A 17,789-nucleotide genomic window follows, 5' to 3' on the forward strand; every position below is an offset into this window, starting at 1 on the left:
GAAAAAGTCAGTCAGCAATAGAGTAGGCGAACACAGCGTGCATGTTCGACCGATACAGCCTACCGCAATAGCTCGATATGCAGGCCAGAGCCCTCGACACGGCCGGTTTCCATCCGCGCGGCACGCACGCCCTGGTCAATCAGCGCCTGACGCCAGGCTTCGGCGTTCGCCCCGGAAATGCTGACCCGCAGGGTCGTGTCCAGATTCAGTCCGCGTGAAATCAGGCGTAGCCAGGTCTCGTCGGGTGCACTGTTCAGCGTGGAAAAATCGAGCTCCCCGGTGCTCTTGAGCTCACGCAGCAAGGTCGCGGAAGTCGGCAACAGCTCGCCCAGCGGCGTCGAAGCGTCGAACTGCTCGACATGCAGATAGGCTTTGCGATTACCGCGGGTGATGCTGTACAGCGCGACGAGCGTGTTGTCCCGTGGAGCAGCAAGTCGCAGCAGCAAGTAGGCTTGTTGATCGTCAGCGCCGTACAGCTTGGCGTTGCCAAAGACCTGGTTGGCCCAGAGGCTGCTTTCACCGCAATCACGCGCCTGGCACCAGAAGAGCAGCCCGGCGTCCTGCTGTTGCAAAGCCTCGCGGGCTGCGGTGAACGCCTCGTTCGATGAATGCTCGGCAGGCAACTCGTAGGTCACCGAAGTAACGTTGCCGCGGGCACTGACCTGACCGTCGAAACGTAACTGACCACTGATTTTGCGGATCGAACCCAATGGGTAGATCCGCTCCAGTTCGGCGCTGGGGCGATAGTCGACAATTTGGGCGTCGACCATGCGCGGCACTATCGGCAGGTCCTGACTGCCCGGAATATCGGCGGCGAACAACAAGGGACTGAAACTGCACAGCACCAGCAAACTGAATGAACGCATGGATAGACTCATCGGATCAGCATGGCCTGGGCACCCTTGATGACACTGGCCTCATCGGCGCGTTGCGGTACCTGCAGACCACGCTGCACCGCCGGCCGGGCCTCCATGGTTGCCATCCAGCGTTGCAACGCCGTCAAGCCCTCCACCGAGACGCCCGACCACTCGTAACCACGCACCCACGGAAAGGTGGCGATGTCGGCAATGCTGTACTCGCCAGCGAGGAATTCCACGCCTTGCAAACGCGTGTCGAGCACTTCATAGAGGCGACGGGTTTCATGCTGGTAGCGGTCGATGGCGCCCTGGAGTTTTTCCGGAAAGTAGCGGAAGAACACGTTGGCCTGGCCCTGCATCGGGCCGATGCCACCCATCTGGAACATCAGCCACTGCAATACCAGCGAACGTCCCTTCGGGTCGCTCGGCATCAATTTGCCGGTCTGCTCAGCGAGGTAAATCAGGATGGCGCCGGATTCGAACACGGCGAAATCGCCGTTGGCACGGTCGACAATCGCCGGAATCCGCCCATTGGGGTTGATCTTGAGGAAGTCCGCGGACTTCTGCTCCTTTTTGTCGAAACTCAAGGCATGCACCGTGTAGGGCAGGCCGAGCTCCTCGAGCACGATAGAGACCTTGTGGCCATTCGGGGTCGCAGCGGTGTAGAGATCTATCATGGTTGTCTCCCTTTTCAACCCGCCCAGCCTCGACAGTTGCCCGACGCAAGTCAAGGAATGGCGAAGAACCGATTGAAACAGTCTGCGACAAGATCGGCGCCGGACTCATCATTGAGATGCAAATGATGGCCGCCTGGCAGCTGTTCACGGCTAAAGGGTAGACGCTCCAGCAATTCGGAGTGCTTGGCGAGCATGCCGTCGGCAGCGACCACCAGCGTTGCAGGACATTTGACCCGCTGGACGAAGGCCATGGCCTGCTCGGTGGAAAGACGCAGTGGCGATGGCAGCGTGAGACGACTGTCGGTGCGCCAGGTGTAACCGCCCGGTACCGGCATCAGGCCACGTTGCGCCAACAGTTCGGCGGCCTCGCGGCTGACCGCCACCAGGCCCTTCATGCGCGCTTCGACGGCACGGTCGAGAGTGGCGTAGACCGGCTTGCGCTTTTCCCGCAGGTCCAGTTGCGCTTGCAGCGCCATGCCCATGCGTTCGGCAGCGTTTTCACCGTTGTCCGTAGGAGGAATGATGCCGTCGATCAATGCCAGGTGGGTGACCCGCTCGGGCAGCGAACCGGCGATGATCAGCGAAGCAATGGCCCCCATCGAATGCCCCATCAGTGCAAACTTTTTCAGTCCAAGCTGTTCGGCGACTTGCAGCACATCGTGGGCATATTCCCACATGGCGTAGCCGGCTCCCGGCGGACGATGCCCGGAATGACCATGACCGGCCATGTCCAGGGCAATGATGCGCAAGCCTTTGAGCTTCGGCGCCAGGCGGGCAAAGCTGTTGGCGTTGTCCAGCCAGCCATGCAGGGCAATGACCGGCAAACCGTCTTCAGGACCGAACAGATGCGCCGCCAGTTCGATGTGCGGCAGGCTCAGGCGGACTTCTTCGACGACGTGGTTCATGCGCAATCCTGTTGTCGGCGGCCGCCCCAGCGGTAGAACAGGCCTTTGAGCATATCAGCGGTATCAAGGGGACGTTCCAGCGGAAACATGTGGCCGCCGGGCATGGTCAGCGACTCGCCCAGCGGCAGGCGGTCGACCGAACTGGCGTGATGGCGCATCACTACGCGGCTGTTGTGCCCGCGAACCACCGCCAGCGGCACTTGCAACTGCCGGGTGCTGCCTGGGCTCGTGTGCGGTACGCCGCGATAGATGCTGATCTCCGTAGCCGGGTCGAAGCGCAGGCGCAGCTTGTCGCCGACCGGGTGCAAACCATGTTGCAGGTAGGCATCGAAGCATTCCGGGTCGAAACCGCGAAACAGGGTTTTACCGGCGAAATATTTCCGGGCGCTTTCCAGGTCGGCGAATTCTTCACGGCGGCCCAGGGTACGGCCGGCCGGGGTCAAGCGGTCGATGAAACCGAAGCGCTTGGCCGCCCGGATCACCCATCGATCGGTTCGGGTCAACACTGGCGAGTCGAGCATCACCACGCCGCGATACAACTGCGGGCAGCGCAACGCCGCATGCAGATGCAACACGCCACCGAAGGAGTGTCCGACACCCCACACCGGCTCGGCCTGTTGTTGCAGGTGATGGATCAGTTCATCCACCAGGTTGTACCAGTTGTCGTCCGCCGGGAAACGCGGGTCGTGGGCGTGCTGCTCCAGATGCGTCACCTGAAACTCGGGTGCCAGCGCCGCAAACAACTTGCCGTAGGTTCCCGAAGGAAAACCATTGGCGTGGGCGAAAAAGATCTGTTGCGACATACCTGCAAATCCATGAGCGAGAACAGGTATTGATTGTCCGCAAGACCGCGTCCTGCCGCAATGACCGTAACTGCCAGGAATGATGACAGACTTGCCGTGGCTATGACTCTACTGCGGGCGCCACCTGTTATTTCTGACAGTTGACTATCAACCGGCATCAAGCGGATAAGTAAGCTGTCTAATTGAGTCATGGGCAAACTCACTATGACCCACGCCAACACTCCCGCCATCACGGTATTTGACCCGCGCGGGCTGAGCGTACGCGGTGTGGCGTATCACCGTCGCGAGAACGCCTCGGTTCCGGAGCCTTGCATCACCCAGCAGGAATTTGACGGCCCCGGTCGTGCTGTTCTAAGTCGTGATCCACGCCAGTTTCGTTTGCATCATGACGGACAGACGGCAGCCAATCAGCAAAACGTTTTCAGCTTGTCGGGCACTGTCGTACTTTCGCAAAACAGTGACGCCGGATGGCGCCTGGGATTGCTCGGCGTGCATGGGCAAAGTGTTGAAGGGTGGGATCAGAAACTCAGCCGGAGCCGTGTGGACTATGACCCCCGGCGTCGCCCGGTCGCTACGTTCGAGCGCGCATGGCAAGGAGCGGAACGCTGCATAGCACGGTTCACCTATGCCGATAACGATGCTGATGCCGGCCGCAACCTGCGCGGTCAGTTGATTCGGCAAGACGATACCACCGGCACCCTGCTCTTCACCGAGTTCAGTCTGAACGCTATGCCGTTGCAGCACGGCCGCACCTTCATCGCCGACCCGCAATGGCCAGTGGACTGGCCCGAGTCAATGCCTGAACGCGACGCCTTGCTGGAGAACGAGCCAGCCATCACTCGCCTGCATTACAACGCCGCCAGCGACCCCGTCAGCCAGACAGATGCATTGGGCAACCGGCAGACGTTCATTCATACCTGCGCAGGCGAAATGCGTGAGGTTCGTCTGAAACTCGCCGGACAGGCTGATGAATCGGCACTGGTCCAGGGCATTCAGTACAACGCCTTCGGCCAGATCGAACAACAACGTGCAGGAAACGGCGTTGTTTCATTTGCAAACTATCGGCACGACGACGGCCGACTGGAACACCTGAAAGCCTATGTGCCAGGGCAGCCGGCATTACAAGATCTTACCTACCAATACGACGGGGTGGGCAATGTCACCAGCATCACCGACGCCGCTGAAGCGACTCACTATCACCGCAACCAACGCATCGAACCAGTCAATCGCTACTGCTATGACAGCCTTTACCGCCTGATCGAGGCCAGTGGCCGGCAATTGCGCAATGCGCCGGGTGGGCCTCAGCTCCCGGACTTCCAATCCACCATCGATCCCGGACAACTGGAAAATTACACGCGTATCTACACCTACGATGAAGCCGGCAACCTTACGCTCATGCAGCATCACGCAAACAGCGCCAGCCGAACCGAACGCACGGCTGTCGCCCGGCTCAGCAATCGCAGCCTGCCCGAAAAAGCCAATGGCGAGCTGCCCGACGAACAGGAAATTGCTTTCGGCCATGACCTGAACGGCAACCGTACCGGGCTTCAACCGGGGCAATCCCTGCAATGGGATCTGCGCAACCAACTGCGGCAGGTCGATCAGGTGGTGCGTGAAGATGAACCGGACGATTGCGAGTTTTATGTGTATGACGGCAGTGGCCAGCGTCAACGAAAAATCCGTCAGGCCTACACCGGCACATGGACCCGCACCCACGAAACCCGTTACTTGCAGGGTGTCGAAGTGCGTACTTCTGCCAACGAGACGCTCCACGTCGTGACGATCAAGGCCGGACGCAGCACGGTGCAAATCCTGCACTGGCAGACTGAACCGCCAGCCGGCATTTCCCAGAACCAGTATCGCTACGGTTTTACCGATCATTTGGGCTCCAGCGCTCTGGAACTGGACGCAGCGACCTTGCTGATATCCCGGGAAAGTTACTACCCCTATGGTGGAACCTGCTGGTGGGCCGGACGCAACAAACTCGAAGCCAGCTACAAGACACTGCGCTATTGCGGGCAGGAGCGAGATGCCACCGGGTTGTACTACTACGGGATGCGCTACTACGCACCTTGGTGCCAGCGCTGGTTGAACGCGGACCCGGCGGGAGTTGCCGATGGATTGAACCTGTATGCCATGGTGCACGGCAATCCGGTCAGGTTTGTTGATGTGCGGGGGCTGGCAGGCTTTGACACGTTAACCGCAGTGACAGCGACAGCGAGCCGTGAATGGGCCAGCGCGTTCATCGCCTCGGCTGCGCAATACGCCGCAACCACCGTGTTGAGCCCGATCAGCTGGGGTGTCACCGTCACGGGCGCAGTCCTGGGTGGCGCGTCCGGCGCTGTGAGCGGGTATGCCACCGCGAACTGGGCGCAAAATCGGCTTTCCATTGATGATCCACAAAGCTTGACGCCGCTCCTCGCCAAGGCTTCCGGAGCGATACTGGGCGCCGCGCTGGGGGTCGCGCCGTCACTTGTCGGTCACTTCAATCCTGCTGGCAATACCGCCGCTGCTGCGCAGATCGGCAGCGCTTTCGGCACCCTGTTTCGCGAACTGTCCGCTCAAAAACTGCTGAATGCAGGTCCGAACAATTCGATGCCCGGCGGCCCTGACATTGTCACAGGGTTGACCGGCTCAGCTGTCGTGGGCCTGACAGGAGGCGCAGCTGGTTACGCAGGCGCAACAGTGTTTGGCAGCAGCAATGCCGGCCGGGCGCTGCAAGCTACGGTGGCTGCACCCTTGGCCACGATGCTGGGGGCTGGCAGTTCATCGATAGTCAGAAGTACAAGGGGGGCTGCCAACGCACAGGCAAAGCCGGAAGATCCGGCCTTTAGTCTGGCCAAGGGCGTGATCGGCGCAACCAGTCGGCACTTCCTCGCTACTTTGGGCCAACTGGCCAACCAGGCCGTGGAACAAATACCCGGCTTCAGCGCACTCTCCCCGGAAGTCAGAGCTGGCGTGACACGGGCTGTTGGCAATGCGATTGGTGAGATGCGGCTGACCTATTTGAACGCCCTCGCCCCTGGGCTGCATGCGGACCTGGGGGAAACGTCCTGGGACGTGGAAAGCAATAGATCCGGATTCGGCGTTGATCAAGTACCTACACCATCTTTACCAAGCAGTCCGACGGACTCCATCATTTTCACTTTTGAAAACGAAATACTCAGCAAGCAACGACACAGATCAGCGCCGTAACACTGACCGTGTCATTTCGCTGGAAAACCACGCGTCCTCAACGCCCCGGCGGATTCTCACCCAACGGCACCACCGCCATGGTCAGGCGCGACACGCAACTGGCCTTGCCCTCATCGCTGGTCAACCTGATGTCCCAGACATGGGTGGTGCGTCCGATGTGGATCGGCCTGGCCACCGCCGTCACCCGCCCGCTGCGCAGGCCACGCAAATGGTTGGCGTTGATTTCCAGGCCCACGCAATAGAACTTGCTGGCATCGATGCACAGGAAGCTGGCCATGGAGCCGACCGTCTCGGCCAACACCACCGAGGCGCCGCCATGCAGCAAGCCGTAAGGCTGGTGAGTGCGATGGTCGATGACCATGCTGGCGGTCAGGGACTCATCGTCGAAAGCCTCGAAACGGATGTCCAGCACTTCGCCGATGGTGTTTTTCTGGAATGCGTTCATTTGCTCGACGTTGGGGGTTGTACGCCACAGGCTCATCGCAGAGTTTCCTTGTTGGTCTTGTTCGTGAATCAATCCTGCCACAGCACTGCTTCGCTGCGCTCGCTCCATTCTTCAAAGCGCTCACCGTAAGCCGCTTCGATCACATTGCGCTTGATCTTCAGGGTCGGGGTGAGGAAGCCGTTTTCCACGGCCCAACTGTCCTTGACCACCACCAGGCGCCGCAGTTGCTCATGTTTGTCGAGGGCAGCGTTGACCTCTTCCAGCAGTTTTTCCAGGCTCGAATGCAGGCCCGCGCGCGCGGCACTGCCGGCATCCTGCTGGCCGACCGCCGACAACACGCACAAACCCAGCGGCGCGCTCAAGCCATCGCCCACCACGCAGACCTGTTCGATGCGCGAATGCACGGCCAGTCGATTTTCAATCGGTGCCGGCGCCACGTATTTGCCTTTGCTGGTCTTGAAGATTTCCTTCAGGCGACCGGTCAGGCGCAGATTGCCTTCGGCGTCCTCCTCGCCTTTGTCGCCGGTGCGCAGGAAGCCGTCCTCGGTAATGGTGTCGGCGGTTTTTTCCGGTTCCTTGAAATAGCCGAGCATGGTCGCGCCACTGCGTACCATGACCTCCCCTGTTTCATCGATCCGCACCTCGACTTCCGGGCACGGCTTGCCGATCCAGCCCGGTTTGTTCTGGCCCGGCATGCAGATGTGGGAATAACCGCAGCTTTCAGTCATGCCGTAGACCTCCAGCACATCCAGCCCCAGTTTGCGGTACCACAGCAACAGGGTCTGCGGTACCGGCGCGGCACCGGACAGCGCAATGCGCAATGCATCCAGCCCCAACCCGGCGAGGACTTTATGTCCGACCCGCTTGCCGATGAACGGCAGGCCGAGCAGGAAGTCGAGGCGTTTTGTCGGGATCTTGCTGTACACGCCCATCTGGAATTTGGTCCAGATGCGCGGCACGCCAAACAGCGCGGTCGGGCGCGCACGCCGCAGATCGGTGAGAAAGGTGTCCAGGCTTTCGGCGAAAAACACCGTTTGGCCGGTATAGATCGACGCCAGTTCGACGAACATCCGTTCGGCAACGTGGCACAACGGCAGGTAGGACAACAGGCGGTCCGACTCATTGAGGCCGAACAGCGAAGTGCCGTGTGTGGTGGCAAACCCCAGATTGCCAAAGCTGTGCATCACACCTTTGGGCATGCCGGTGGTGCCGGAGGTGTAAATGATGGTTGCCAGTTGATCGGCGGCAGGTTTGGGATCGTCCTGGATCGGCGAACTGCGTTGCAGGTCGGCCCAACTGAAATCGAACGTACCCGGCGGATGCAGGGGCAGGCTGATGCTCGCCAGCTCGCGGCGGACGCCACGGGACATGCCTGGCCAGTCGTCGAGCTTGCCGATGAACGCCAGCACCGCTTGCGAGTGATCAAGTACCTGGGAAACCGATTCGGCGGTGAGGTTGGGGTACAACGGCACCGACACATGCCCGGCCATCCAGATCGCCAGGTCGGCAATGATCCAGTGCGCACAGTTTTTCGAGATCAGGGCGATATGGCTGCCCTGCGGCAGATCCCGCGCTCGCAACCAATGGGCCGCACAACGGGCCTGGTGACCGACGTCCGCCCAGGTCAATGTCTCGACCTGGCCACCTGCGACAGGCTGGACCAGAAATCGCTGGCGGGGATGACGGGCCTCACGCTCGTAGAAAACGTCCAGTGGCAAACGAAACGCAGCAGACATGACTCGCTCCTGTTTTTTTGGTCTGGAGCAAGCGTAGTCAACCAAGCAAGTGCTTGGTTGACTAATTCATACAAAAATATTCAAGAATGCTTGAGACTGTTGAGCTTCATCGAACCGACCAGCAACTCACTATGCTCAAGCTCTGCCAGTCCAGCGGTGCTGACTTTTTCCGGTGGTTTCCCGGCGCCATGTTGCAGGTAGCTCAGCAAGTTGCCCACCAGCGGGTTGTGGCTGACCAGCAGGGCTTCACTGACGGAAACCAGTTGCTCGGCGACCTTGTCCGGGTCGGAGTCCGGGGTCAGCCATTCGACGGTGCGGATTTCCGGTTCGAACCCCAGTGTTTCACGCACCAGTTGCGCGGTCTGCTGCGCTCGCATGTAAGGGCTGGCATAGATCGCTGTCAGCGGCTGGCCCACCAGGTTGGCGGCGGCGCGCAGCACTTCTTTACGACCGTTGGCAGTCAGTTCCCGCTCCGAATCGTGGGGTTTGGCACCGTGTGGTTCGGCTTCCCCATGACGCAATACCCAGAGTTTCATAGCTTGGGTTCCTCATCTCGAGCCGGATGCGGTGCCGGTGCCACGACATGCGGCGCTTCACCTTCCGGCGTACGCGGCGTCGGCCAATCGGCGAACGGCCAAGGCTTCTGGTCGCTGTGAAAGCTGCCGAAACGACCGATCTGCGCCAGGAACTGGCTCAGGCTGTCGCCGAAATTCATCAGGCTGGCGCTCGGGGCGCCATAGAACAAACGATAGATCAACTGCACCAGTACGACGGCGCCAAGGATGAACTGCGCCACCTGCCACACCAGCACAAAGACGATCATCCACAACACGCGCAGCAGGATGGATTCGTAACTGGCTTCTACTTTTGGATCGTTCATGCGCAACTCCCGGCTTTTCTGGCAAGCGTGATTAGTTGAAACCACTGGTGGAAATAAAGTCGACGTCGGTTTTCGGCTCGCCACGCATCAACAGACCGATGACCTGCTCCAGCGTGCGGCCTTCGAACAGGATCGCGTGCAGCCCGGCGACCAGCGGCATGTACACGCCAACTTCCTGGGCCTTGGCCTTGAGCACTTTAAGGGTATTGACCCCTTCGGCGACTTCACCCAGGCGCGTGACGGCTTCGTCCAGGCTCAGGCCCTGGCCGAGAGCGAAGCCGACCTGATAGTTGCGGCTCTTGGGCGACGAACAGGTCACGATCAGGTCGCCCACGCCCGCCAGCCCCAGGAAGGTCATCGGGTTGGCGCCCTGATTCACCGCGAAGCGGGTCATTTCCGCCAATGCCCGGGTGATCAGCATGCTCTTGGTGTTTTCACCCATGCCCATTGCCACCGCCATGCCGGCGATGATCGCGTAGACGTTTTTCAATGCCCCGCCCAATTCCACACCAAAACGGTCGGCGCTGGCGTAAACGCGAAAGGTGCGCCCGTGCAGCGCAGCCTGAACCTGCTGGCACAGCTCTTCGTCTTCACTGGCGACCACCGTGGCGGTCAGCGCATGTTCGGCGATTTCACGGGCCAGGTTGGGACCGGACAACACGCCGATGCGCGCTTGCGGGGCGATCTCTTCGAGGATCTCGCTCATCAGCTTGAATGTGTGGGCTTCGATGCCTTTGGTCAGGCTCACCAGCAATTTGCCAGCCAGGCGTTCGGCGAACGGCACCAGCACCGAGCGCAGTGCGCTGGAGGGCAATGCGACAAAACACAGGTCGCAGGCGTCCAGGGTGGCTTGCAGGTCGGTGACTGCAGTCACACCCGGCAAAATCCTGATGCCTTTGAGATAACGCGGGTTTTCGCGATTGACCCGAATGGCCTCGGCCTGTTCGGGGTCACGCATCCACTGAAGGACCTGATGCCCATTCTCGGCCAGCAGATTAGCCACGGCGGTTCCAAAACTTCCGCCTCCCAGGACCGCAATCGGGCGCTGTTCAGTCATATGCAATCCGTTAATCCATACCAGTGGCGATGTCGGCATTATACGGGGCAGCCCATCGGCGGCCAGCCCCGCCATCAAATACAGGTGCCCGTAGGAAGAAGACCAATAAAACCTGGGAAAATGCCGACATCGCGAATGGAAAAGTCATTCGGCTCGGTTAACATGCGCGCCTTCAATCGCTGACAGGGATGTGTTGTGTCTCCGGGTGCTCCTTCACCGCGTTCGCCTCTGGTACTGGCGCTGATTTTCAGCTCGCCATTGCTGGCCGACGACTTGTTCCTGGACAGCGAACCACTGCCGCAGGTGCTCACGGCCACGCGCCTGAAGCAGTCGCCGGCGGCCGTTCCGGGAAGCATGACGGTCCTCGACAGCGCCCTGATCCACGCCAGTGGCGCCCGCGACATCAGCGAGCTGCTGCGCCTGGTGCCGGGGATGATGGTCGGCAACATCAGCGGCAATCAGGCGGCAGTGAATTACCACGGCACCAATGCAACTGAAGCGCGGCGCATGCAAGTGTTGATCGACGGGCGCTCGGTGTATCGCGCTGGCCTGTCCACCGTGGACTGGAGCGACATTCCGGTCGCCATGGAAGACATCGAGCGCATCGAAGTCTTTCGCGGGCCGAATACCGTCAGCTACGGCGCCAATGCCCTGATGGCGGTGGTCAACATCATTACCCGGCGACCGGCCGACAGTCACGGTACGCGCATGAAGGTCACCCGGGGCCAGCGCGGCATCAACGACTTTTATGCCAGCCAGGGCGTGGGCTGGGAGGATGGTGACTTGCGCCTGTCCCTGTCCGGCCAGCAAGACGACGGCTTCGACACCGACCGAACCGGCGCCGCCTACCATGACAGTCGCCGCCTCGATCGCTTCAACCTCGCCGTGAGCCAGAGCCTCGACGAACGGCAAAGCCTCGATTGGCAATTGAATGCCAAGGACGGCACCAACCAGCGTCCCTATACCTACCGGCCAGTGTTCCCGGGGATTACCCGTGCGGGCGACAACTCCGACGTCACCGCCAAGGATTACGCCGGGTCATTGCGCTGGAATCTGGACATCAATCCCGACCACAGCCTTTATATCCAGGGATCGGCCCAACACTGGGATCGCCAGCAAACCTGGCGCGCCTGCGACGCAGAAATTTCGTTCAGCCCGCAACTGACCGAGCTCTGGCAACTGAACCCGAACTACACCGAACGCCTGGCCCGCAACATCACGCGCTTCATCGGTCCAGGTGCTGCGGCCGGCACACCCGCCGAACGGGCGCTGGCCAACCAGGTCCTCGATCAATGGCGCAACGGCGCGAACCAGACCCTGTGCGGCGATATCGACCAGAGTACCCGGGAATCGCGCTACGACCTGGAGTTGCAGGACACCCTGAGCCTTGCCGATAACCTGCGGCTGGTCAGCGGGATGAACTACCGTTACGACCGGGCGGATTCCCAGACCTACTTCAATGGCATCCTCGATGACAGGATCTGGCGGGTATTCGGCCAGCTCGAGTGGCGTGCCAGCGAACACTGGCTGCTGCAGGGCGGTGCCATGTTCGAGGACACCCGGTTGATCGGCAGTTCGCTGACACCTCGCATGGCCGTCAACTACCTGATCAACCCGCGTCACGGTTTGCGTGCGGTGTACTCCGAGGCCATCCGTTCGCCGGACATGTTCGAGAACAACGTCAACTGGAGTTATCAGGTCACCAACCTCAGGCCCGGCGCCTTTGGCCAGTCCAGCGCCCGTTATTTCGTCAAGACCCGTGGCCCCGGCGACCTCGATCAAGAGCACATGCGCTCCCGGGAGCTGGGATACAATGGCTACTTTCCCGAACCTGGGCTGGCGCTCGACGTGAAGCTGTTCCACGACGAAATCACCGGCATGATCAGTGAACCGCTGCGCAACAATCAGTACATCGCCAGCAATGCCAACAAAGCGCGTTTTTCGGGAGCCGAAACCCAGCTCGACTGGCGTGTCGGCAGCCTCGATCGCTTGCGACTGACCTATGCCTATGTCGATGCCGACGCCAGCAACCCGCTGGACGCCAGACAGACTGCACGCAACAGCGGTTCGGCCGGATGGCTGCGCGATTGGGGCCGAGGCTGGAGCAGTGCCCTGTTCTACTATGGCGATGACGCCCTCAATGGCTACCGCTTCGAACGGGTCGATACGCGCATCGCCAAACGTATCGCCCTGGGCAAGGCCAGCCTGGAGCTGGCCGGGGTGCTCCAGCAACGGCTGGACAATCAGCCGACCACCTTCATCGACAACAACTATGAGCAGCGCCACGTGATGTATTTCAGCGCGGAGCTGGAACTCTAAGATGCCGTATTGTCCGGCCTGGAAAATGCCGCCCCTGCGCCGGCTGCTGGCAGTGCTTTTTCTATTGTTCAGTTGCATGCTTGCCAGTCTGCCGGGCAACGCAGCCGACATTTTGCTCACCGGGGCCGAAGACAGCCCCGGCGTACGGGCATTTACTCAGGCCCTGAGGGAGTTGCGACCAAGCGATAACGTACGATTCCAGACACTGGCCAGTTTGCCGATTCCTGACAAGCTGCCGGAAAACCTCCGCTTGATACTGCTCGACCTGCCCAGCCTCGACTGGCGCCTGCAGGATGCACAGGGCCCGGCGACACTGGTGTTGCGCATCAGCCGCCTGCAAGCCCGGCAACGCTTGAACCACACGCTGCCTGCGCGCCTTTGCCTGCTGTGGAGCGATCCGCCACTGGACCGCCAGTTGCGCTTGACCCACACCCTGTTGCCACAAGCCAGGCGCATCGGCGTGCTCTACGACAACCACAGTGAATTCCTGTTGAATGAGTTGCGCCAGGCCGCCCTGCCCTTGGGTCTTGAGGTGGTCACTCAACGCTGGGACAACATTCACGACAGTCGTCCGCTACAGGCCCTGCTGAAAAACAGCGACGTGTTGCTGGGGCTGGACGACGCCGACCTGTACAACCCGCAAACCGCAAAGAACCTGCTGCTGAGCAGCTACTCGCGGCAAGTGGCGCTGATCGGGCCCAACGCCGGATTCGTCAAGGCCGGGAGTCTGGCCAGCACCTATAGCGATCAGAGTGACTGGCTGGCGGTCCTCAACGAAATGCTCGACCGGCCACCGGCCACCTGGCCGCGCACGCAATACCCCCATCGATTCAAGGTCGCGAGCAATCCGCAGGTGGCGCGTTCGCTGGGTATCGAACAGATAAACGAAGCGTCTGTCGCCTCGTTACTGGCTGAAGGAGAACGCCGTCCATGAGTTTGCGCCGTCGTTGGGACATCAACACTCGCACCCAACTCATCAGCCTTGGCCCTGCCCTGCTGCTGACCTTGTTGCTGATCAGCTTCTTCACGTTCGTACGCATCCAGGATCTGCGTCAGGAAATCACCCACACCGGCCAGCTGATCGCCAATCAACTGGCCCCAGCCACCGAATACGGCGTGATTTCGGGTAACAGCGAAGTGCTTGAAACCTTGCTCAAGGCGACGCTGGCCACGCCCAATGTGAGCTTTCTGGAAATCCAGGACAGTGCAAACCGGGTTCTGGTGTACGTCGAACAACCGAGCGAACACCACAATCGCGCACAACAGCTCGAAGTGTTCCAGGCACCGATACGGCTCCAGCGAATCGCTTTGCACAATGATTTTTTCCAGAGCAGCAAGACGGCCAGCGCGGCGCCCACCGAAGACTATCTCGGCCGGGTGATCGTCGGGCTGTCCAACGATGCCTTCAGCCAGCGCCAGCAGGAAATCGTGCTCAAGGCCGCCATCCTCGCGCTGTTTGCCCTGCTGTTTACCTTCCTCGTGGCCCGGCGCCTGGCGGGCAGCCTGTCGCAACCGATCCGTGATATCGGCAATGCGGTCAAGGCGATCCAGGACGGCGACTACAAGACACCGCTGCCCATTGTCGACGACACCGAGCTGGGGGCGCTGTCGCAACACATCAACAACCTCGCCAGCGGCCTCGAACAGGCCAGCCGCGAACAGCACCAGGCCATGGCGCAGCTGATCCAGACCCGCGAAGAAGCAGAAAAGGCCAACAACGCCAAATCCGACTTCCTCGCCATGATGAGCCATGAACTGCGCACGCCAATGAATGGCGTACTGGGCATGCTGCAATTGCTGGAAACCACCGACATGACCGAGGAACAGGTGGAGTACGCGGCGCTGGCCTCGGAGTCCACCGAACACTTGCTCAAGGTCATCAACGACATTCTGGATTTCTCGCGGATCGAACGTTCGGAGCTGGAACTGGAGCACATTGCGTTCAACCTCGCCGACCTGATCGGCAGTTGCGCCCAGTCGTTCCAGCACAGCGCCGCGCAACGCGGTCTGGACCTGCAACTGATGATCCCCGACGACATGCGCGGCCTGCAGGTCAAGGGTGACCCGACGCGCATCCGGCAGATCCTGGTCAACCTGGTCGGCAATGCGCTGAAGTTCACCGAGCAGGGCCGTGTCACCATCGCGGCTCAGTGGCAGTCTCTGGACCACGAATTGCTCTGGTTCACCTGCACCGTGCGTGACAGTGGCATCGGGATCCCGGCGCAAAGCCTGGAATTGATGTTCGACGCTTTCCAGCAGGCCGACAGCTCCATTTCAAGACGCTACGGCGGCACCGGGCTGGGCCTGCCGATTGCCCGTACGCTCGCCGAACGCATGGGCGGCACCTTGCGCGCGCAGAGTGAGGAAGGTCGCGGCTCGGTCTTCACCCTGGAAATCCCCCTGGCACTGCACCAGCAGACACACCCGCCGTTGCCCCCCCGCGCGCAAACCGGCAACAGCGACGGCGAAGGGCGCAATGTGCTGCTGGTCGAAGACAACCCGGTCAACCAGACGGTCATCGAGGCCATGCTGCGCAGCCTGGGCTTCAAGGTCAGTATCGCGGCCGACGGCGCGCAGGCGGTACGCAGTGCCGAGAGCCTGATTTTCGAGGCCATCCTGATGGATTGCCGCTTGCCGATCATCGATGGCTATGAAGCCACCCGGCAGATTCGCCAGCTGCCCGGTTGCACCGACCTGCCGATCATCGCCCTGACCGCCAACGCCTTGCAGGGCGATCGCGAAGCCTGCCTGTCGGCGGGAATGAACGATTACCTGGCCAAGCCCTTCAAACGCAATGATCTACAGCAAATTCTGCAACGCTGGGTGCAGTAGAACAGGCCTTTCGACCATCTGCGACTGGCGTGAAAGGCGAAAGTGCGGCAGTCTTAGGCACCTCGACAGGCCCGAAAAGGGGCTTGAATAATAATTTCAGTGCACAAGTGTACATTCATGTCCTTGTTGCTGTGACTTTCACCACAACGCAATAGTCTATGAGTAGGCTGCCGGTTCGAGGCATGAACGCTTCGATCGGCCGGGAAGATTTGCCCCACCTGCCGCATGGGACTATTGAGGAGCTCGCATGACCAAACAAAACGCCTTTACCCGGGAAGACCTGCTGCGCTGCAGTCGCGGTGAGCTGTTCGGCCCAGGTAACGCGCAACTGCCCGCCCCGAACATGCTGATGGTTGACCGCATCACCCTGATCAGCGAAGAAGGTGGCAAGTACGGCAAAGGTGAATTGGTCGCCGAGCTGGATATCACTCCGGACCTGTGGTTCTTTGCCTGCCACTTCGAAGGCGATCCGGTGATGCCGGGCTGCCTGGGCCTCGACGCCATGTGGCAACTGGTCGGCTTCTTCCTGGGCTGGCAAGGCCTGCCGGGCCGTGGCCGTGCGCTGGGTTCGGGCGAAGTGAAATTCTTCGGCCAGGTCCTGCCGACCGCCAAGAAAGTCACCTATAACATTCATATCAAGCGCGTCCTCAAGGGCAAGCTGAACCTGGCCATCGCCGACGGTTCGGTGACTGTCGACGGCCGCGAAATCTACACCGCCGAAGGCCTCCGGGTCGGCGTATTCACTTCCACTGACAACTTCTAAGGGTTATTCGCATGCGCCGCGTCGTTATCACTGGTCTGGGCATCGTTTCTTGCCTGGGCAATGACAAAGAGACCGTCTCCGCTAACCTGCGTGCAAGCCGCCCTGGCATCCGGTTCAACCCGGAATATGCCGAAATGGGTCTGCGTAGCCAGGTTTCCGGCTCCATTGACCTCAACCTTGAAGAACTGATCGATCGCAAGATCTATCGCTTCGTCGGCCACGCGGCAGCTTATGCCTACCTGGCCATGAAAGACGCCATCGCCGACTCGGGCCTGACCGAAGAGCAGGTGTCCAACCCGCGTACCGGCCTGATCGCCGGTTCCGGTGGCGCATCGACCCTGAACCAGATGGAAGCGCTGGACATCCTGCGCGAGAAAGGCGTCAAGCGCGTCGGCCCATACCGCGTAACGCGGACCATGAGCAGCACCGTTTCGGCTTGCCTGGCCACTCCATTCAAGATCAAGGGCCTGAACTACTCCATCGCTTCTGCCTGCGCCACCAGTGCTCACTGCATCGGTACCGCCATGGAACAGATCCAGATGGGCAAGCAGGACATCGTCTTCGCCGGTGGCGGTGAAGAAGAGCACTGGAGCCAGTCGTTCCTGTTCGACGCCATGGGCGCCCTGTCCAGCAAGCGCAACGACACGCCGGAAAAAGCCTCCCGTGCCTACGACGCCGACCGTGACGGTTTCGTCATCGCCGGCGGTGGCGGCATGGTCGTGGTCGAGGAGCTGGAACACGCCTTGGCCCGTGGCGCGAAGATCTACGCGGAAATCGTCGGCTACGGCGCGACTTCCGACGGCTACGACATGGTGGCCCCAAGTGGCGAAGGCGCGATCCGCTGCATGCAGCAGGCGCTGTCCACCGTCGACACCCCGATCGACTACCTGAACACCCACGGCACTTCGACCCCGGTCGGCGACGTCGCGGAAATGAAAGGCGTGCGTGAAGTGTTCGGCGACAAGGCTCCGGCCATCAGCTCCACCAAGAGCCTGTCGGGTCACTCCCTGGGCGCCGCCGGCGTTCACGAAGCGATCTACTGCATGCTGATGATGGAAGGTAACTTCATCGCCGGCTCCGCCAACATCGACGAGCTGGACCCTGAAGTGGCCGACCTGCCGGTGCTGACCAAGACCCGCGAAAACGCCACCATCAACACCGTGATGAGCAACAGCTTCGGCTTCGGTGGCACCAACGCCACGCTGGTACTGAAGCGCTGGGAAGGCAAGTAATTTCCCGCTGCTGAGCCGCACATGAAAACGCCCCGACTGGTTCGGGGCGTTTTTTTGTCCTTCAAAACGCTCCCACAGGGTCGAAGTC

At 60.8% G+C, this 17,789-nt stretch carries 15 protein-coding genes; 6 read left to right on the plus strand and 9 right to left on the minus strand.

Features of this window, described 5'->3' with window-relative positions; genetic code table 11:
* Nucleotides 1–59 precede the first annotated feature (59 nt).
* Genes ACLD1X_RS09460 through ACLD1X_RS09475 form a run of 4 tightly spaced genes read right to left on the minus strand, consistent with a single transcriptional unit; the run spans nt 60 to nt 3,242 of the window.
* The gene (locus tag ACLD1X_RS09460; protein ID WP_429367070.1) at nt 60–866 is read right to left on the minus strand and encodes a DUF4892 domain-containing protein; all 807 of its coding nucleotides are present in this window, start codon (nt 864–866) and stop codon (nt 60–62) included.
* An 8-nt stretch (nt 867–874) separates the two neighbouring features.
* Nucleotides 875–1,534 carry a glutathione S-transferase family protein gene (locus ACLD1X_RS09465; protein WP_429367071.1) on the minus strand — a complete coding sequence of 220 codons (660 nt, stop codon included), beginning with the start codon at nt 1,532–1,534 and terminating at the stop codon, nt 875–877.
* 50 nt (nt 1,535–1,584) lie between these two features.
* Nucleotides 1,585–2,439 carry an alpha/beta hydrolase gene (locus ACLD1X_RS09470; RefSeq protein ID WP_429367072.1) on the minus strand — a complete coding sequence of 285 codons (855 nt, stop codon included), beginning with the start codon at nt 2,437–2,439 and terminating at the stop codon, nt 1,585–1,587.
* Nucleotides 2,436–3,242 carry an alpha/beta fold hydrolase gene (locus ACLD1X_RS09475; RefSeq protein WP_429367073.1) on the minus strand — a complete coding sequence of 269 codons (807 nt, stop codon included), beginning with the start codon at nt 3,240–3,242 and terminating at the stop codon, nt 2,436–2,438. The genes ACLD1X_RS09470 and ACLD1X_RS09475 overlap by 4 nt, the downstream gene beginning before the upstream one ends.
* Before the next feature lie 204 nt (nt 3,243–3,446).
* Here ACLD1X_RS09475 and ACLD1X_RS09480 point away from each other — a divergent pair, with 204 nt between their 5' ends.
* Nucleotides 3,447–6,437 (plus strand): RHS repeat-associated core domain-containing protein, encoded by a 2,991-nt coding sequence (locus tag ACLD1X_RS09480; RefSeq protein WP_429367074.1) that lies wholly within the window; start codon nt 3,447–3,449, stop codon nt 6,435–6,437.
* A gap of 37 nt (nt 6,438–6,474) precedes the next feature.
* On the opposite strand, the gene ACLD1X_RS09485 is transcribed toward ACLD1X_RS09480, so the two are convergent.
* The 5 genes from ACLD1X_RS09485 to ACLD1X_RS09505 all read right to left on the minus strand — a co-directional run bounded on the left by ACLD1X_RS09485 (nt 6,475) and on the right by ACLD1X_RS09505 (nt 10,555).
* The gene (locus ACLD1X_RS09485; protein WP_429367075.1) at nt 6,475–6,918 is read right to left on the minus strand and encodes a hotdog fold thioesterase; all 444 of its coding nucleotides are present in this window, start codon (nt 6,916–6,918) and stop codon (nt 6,475–6,477) included.
* 32 nt (nt 6,919–6,950) lie between these two features.
* Nucleotides 6,951–8,618 carry an AMP-binding protein gene (locus tag ACLD1X_RS09490; protein ID WP_429367076.1) on the minus strand — a complete coding sequence of 556 codons (1,668 nt, stop codon included), beginning with the start codon at nt 8,616–8,618 and terminating at the stop codon, nt 6,951–6,953.
* An 80-nt stretch (nt 8,619–8,698) separates the two neighbouring features.
* Nucleotides 8,699–9,154, minus strand: a complete 456-nt coding sequence (gene sixA / locus ACLD1X_RS09495; RefSeq protein WP_429367077.1) for a phosphohistidine phosphatase SixA — start codon at nt 9,152–9,154, stop codon at nt 8,699–8,701.
* On the minus strand, nt 9,151–9,498 hold the full coding sequence (locus tag ACLD1X_RS09500) for a DUF4389 domain-containing protein (RefSeq protein WP_008016536.1): 348 nt from the start codon (nt 9,496–9,498) through the stop codon (nt 9,151–9,153). The genes sixA and ACLD1X_RS09500 overlap by 4 nt, the downstream gene beginning before the upstream one ends.
* A gap of 31 nt (nt 9,499–9,529) precedes the next feature.
* Nucleotides 9,530–10,555, minus strand: coding sequence for an NAD(P)H-dependent glycerol-3-phosphate dehydrogenase (locus ACLD1X_RS09505; protein ID WP_429367078.1), 1,026 nt, complete (start codon nt 10,553–10,555; stop codon nt 9,530–9,532).
* 195 nt (nt 10,556–10,750) lie between these two features.
* Here ACLD1X_RS09505 and ACLD1X_RS09510 point away from each other — a divergent pair, with 195 nt between their 5' ends.
* From ACLD1X_RS09510 to fabB, 5 genes are all read left to right on the plus strand, one after another.
* Complete coding sequence (locus ACLD1X_RS09510) at nt 10,751–12,874, plus strand: TonB-dependent receptor plug domain-containing protein (protein WP_429367079.1); 2,124 nt, start codon at nt 10,751–10,753, stop codon at nt 12,872–12,874.
* A gap of 1 nt (nt 12,875) precedes the next feature.
* Nucleotides 12,876–13,808, plus strand: coding sequence for an ABC transporter substrate-binding protein (locus ACLD1X_RS09515; protein WP_429367080.1), 933 nt, complete (start codon nt 12,876–12,878; stop codon nt 13,806–13,808).
* Nucleotides 13,805–15,706, plus strand: coding sequence for an ATP-binding protein (locus tag ACLD1X_RS09520; RefSeq protein ID WP_429367081.1), 1,902 nt, complete (start codon nt 13,805–13,807; stop codon nt 15,704–15,706). Before ACLD1X_RS09515 ends, ACLD1X_RS09520 begins: the two co-directional genes overlap by 4 nt.
* A 247-nt stretch (nt 15,707–15,953) precedes the next feature.
* Nucleotides 15,954–16,469 (plus strand): 3-hydroxyacyl-[acyl-carrier-protein] dehydratase FabA, encoded by a 516-nt coding sequence (gene fabA, locus ACLD1X_RS09525; RefSeq protein WP_003179264.1) that lies wholly within the window; start codon nt 15,954–15,956, stop codon nt 16,467–16,469.
* Between the two features lie 11 nt (nt 16,470–16,480).
* Nucleotides 16,481–17,701, plus strand: coding sequence for a beta-ketoacyl-ACP synthase I (gene fabB, locus ACLD1X_RS09530; RefSeq protein ID WP_008016529.1), 1,221 nt, complete (start codon nt 16,481–16,483; stop codon nt 17,699–17,701).
* The last annotated feature ends 88 nt before the right edge of the window (nt 17,702–17,789 follow it).

Origin of the sequence: Pseudomonas sp. 18173 (assembly GCF_050432945.1) — a bacterium.
Lineage (GTDB): Bacteria > Pseudomonadota > Gammaproteobacteria > Pseudomonadales > Pseudomonadaceae > Aquipseudomonas.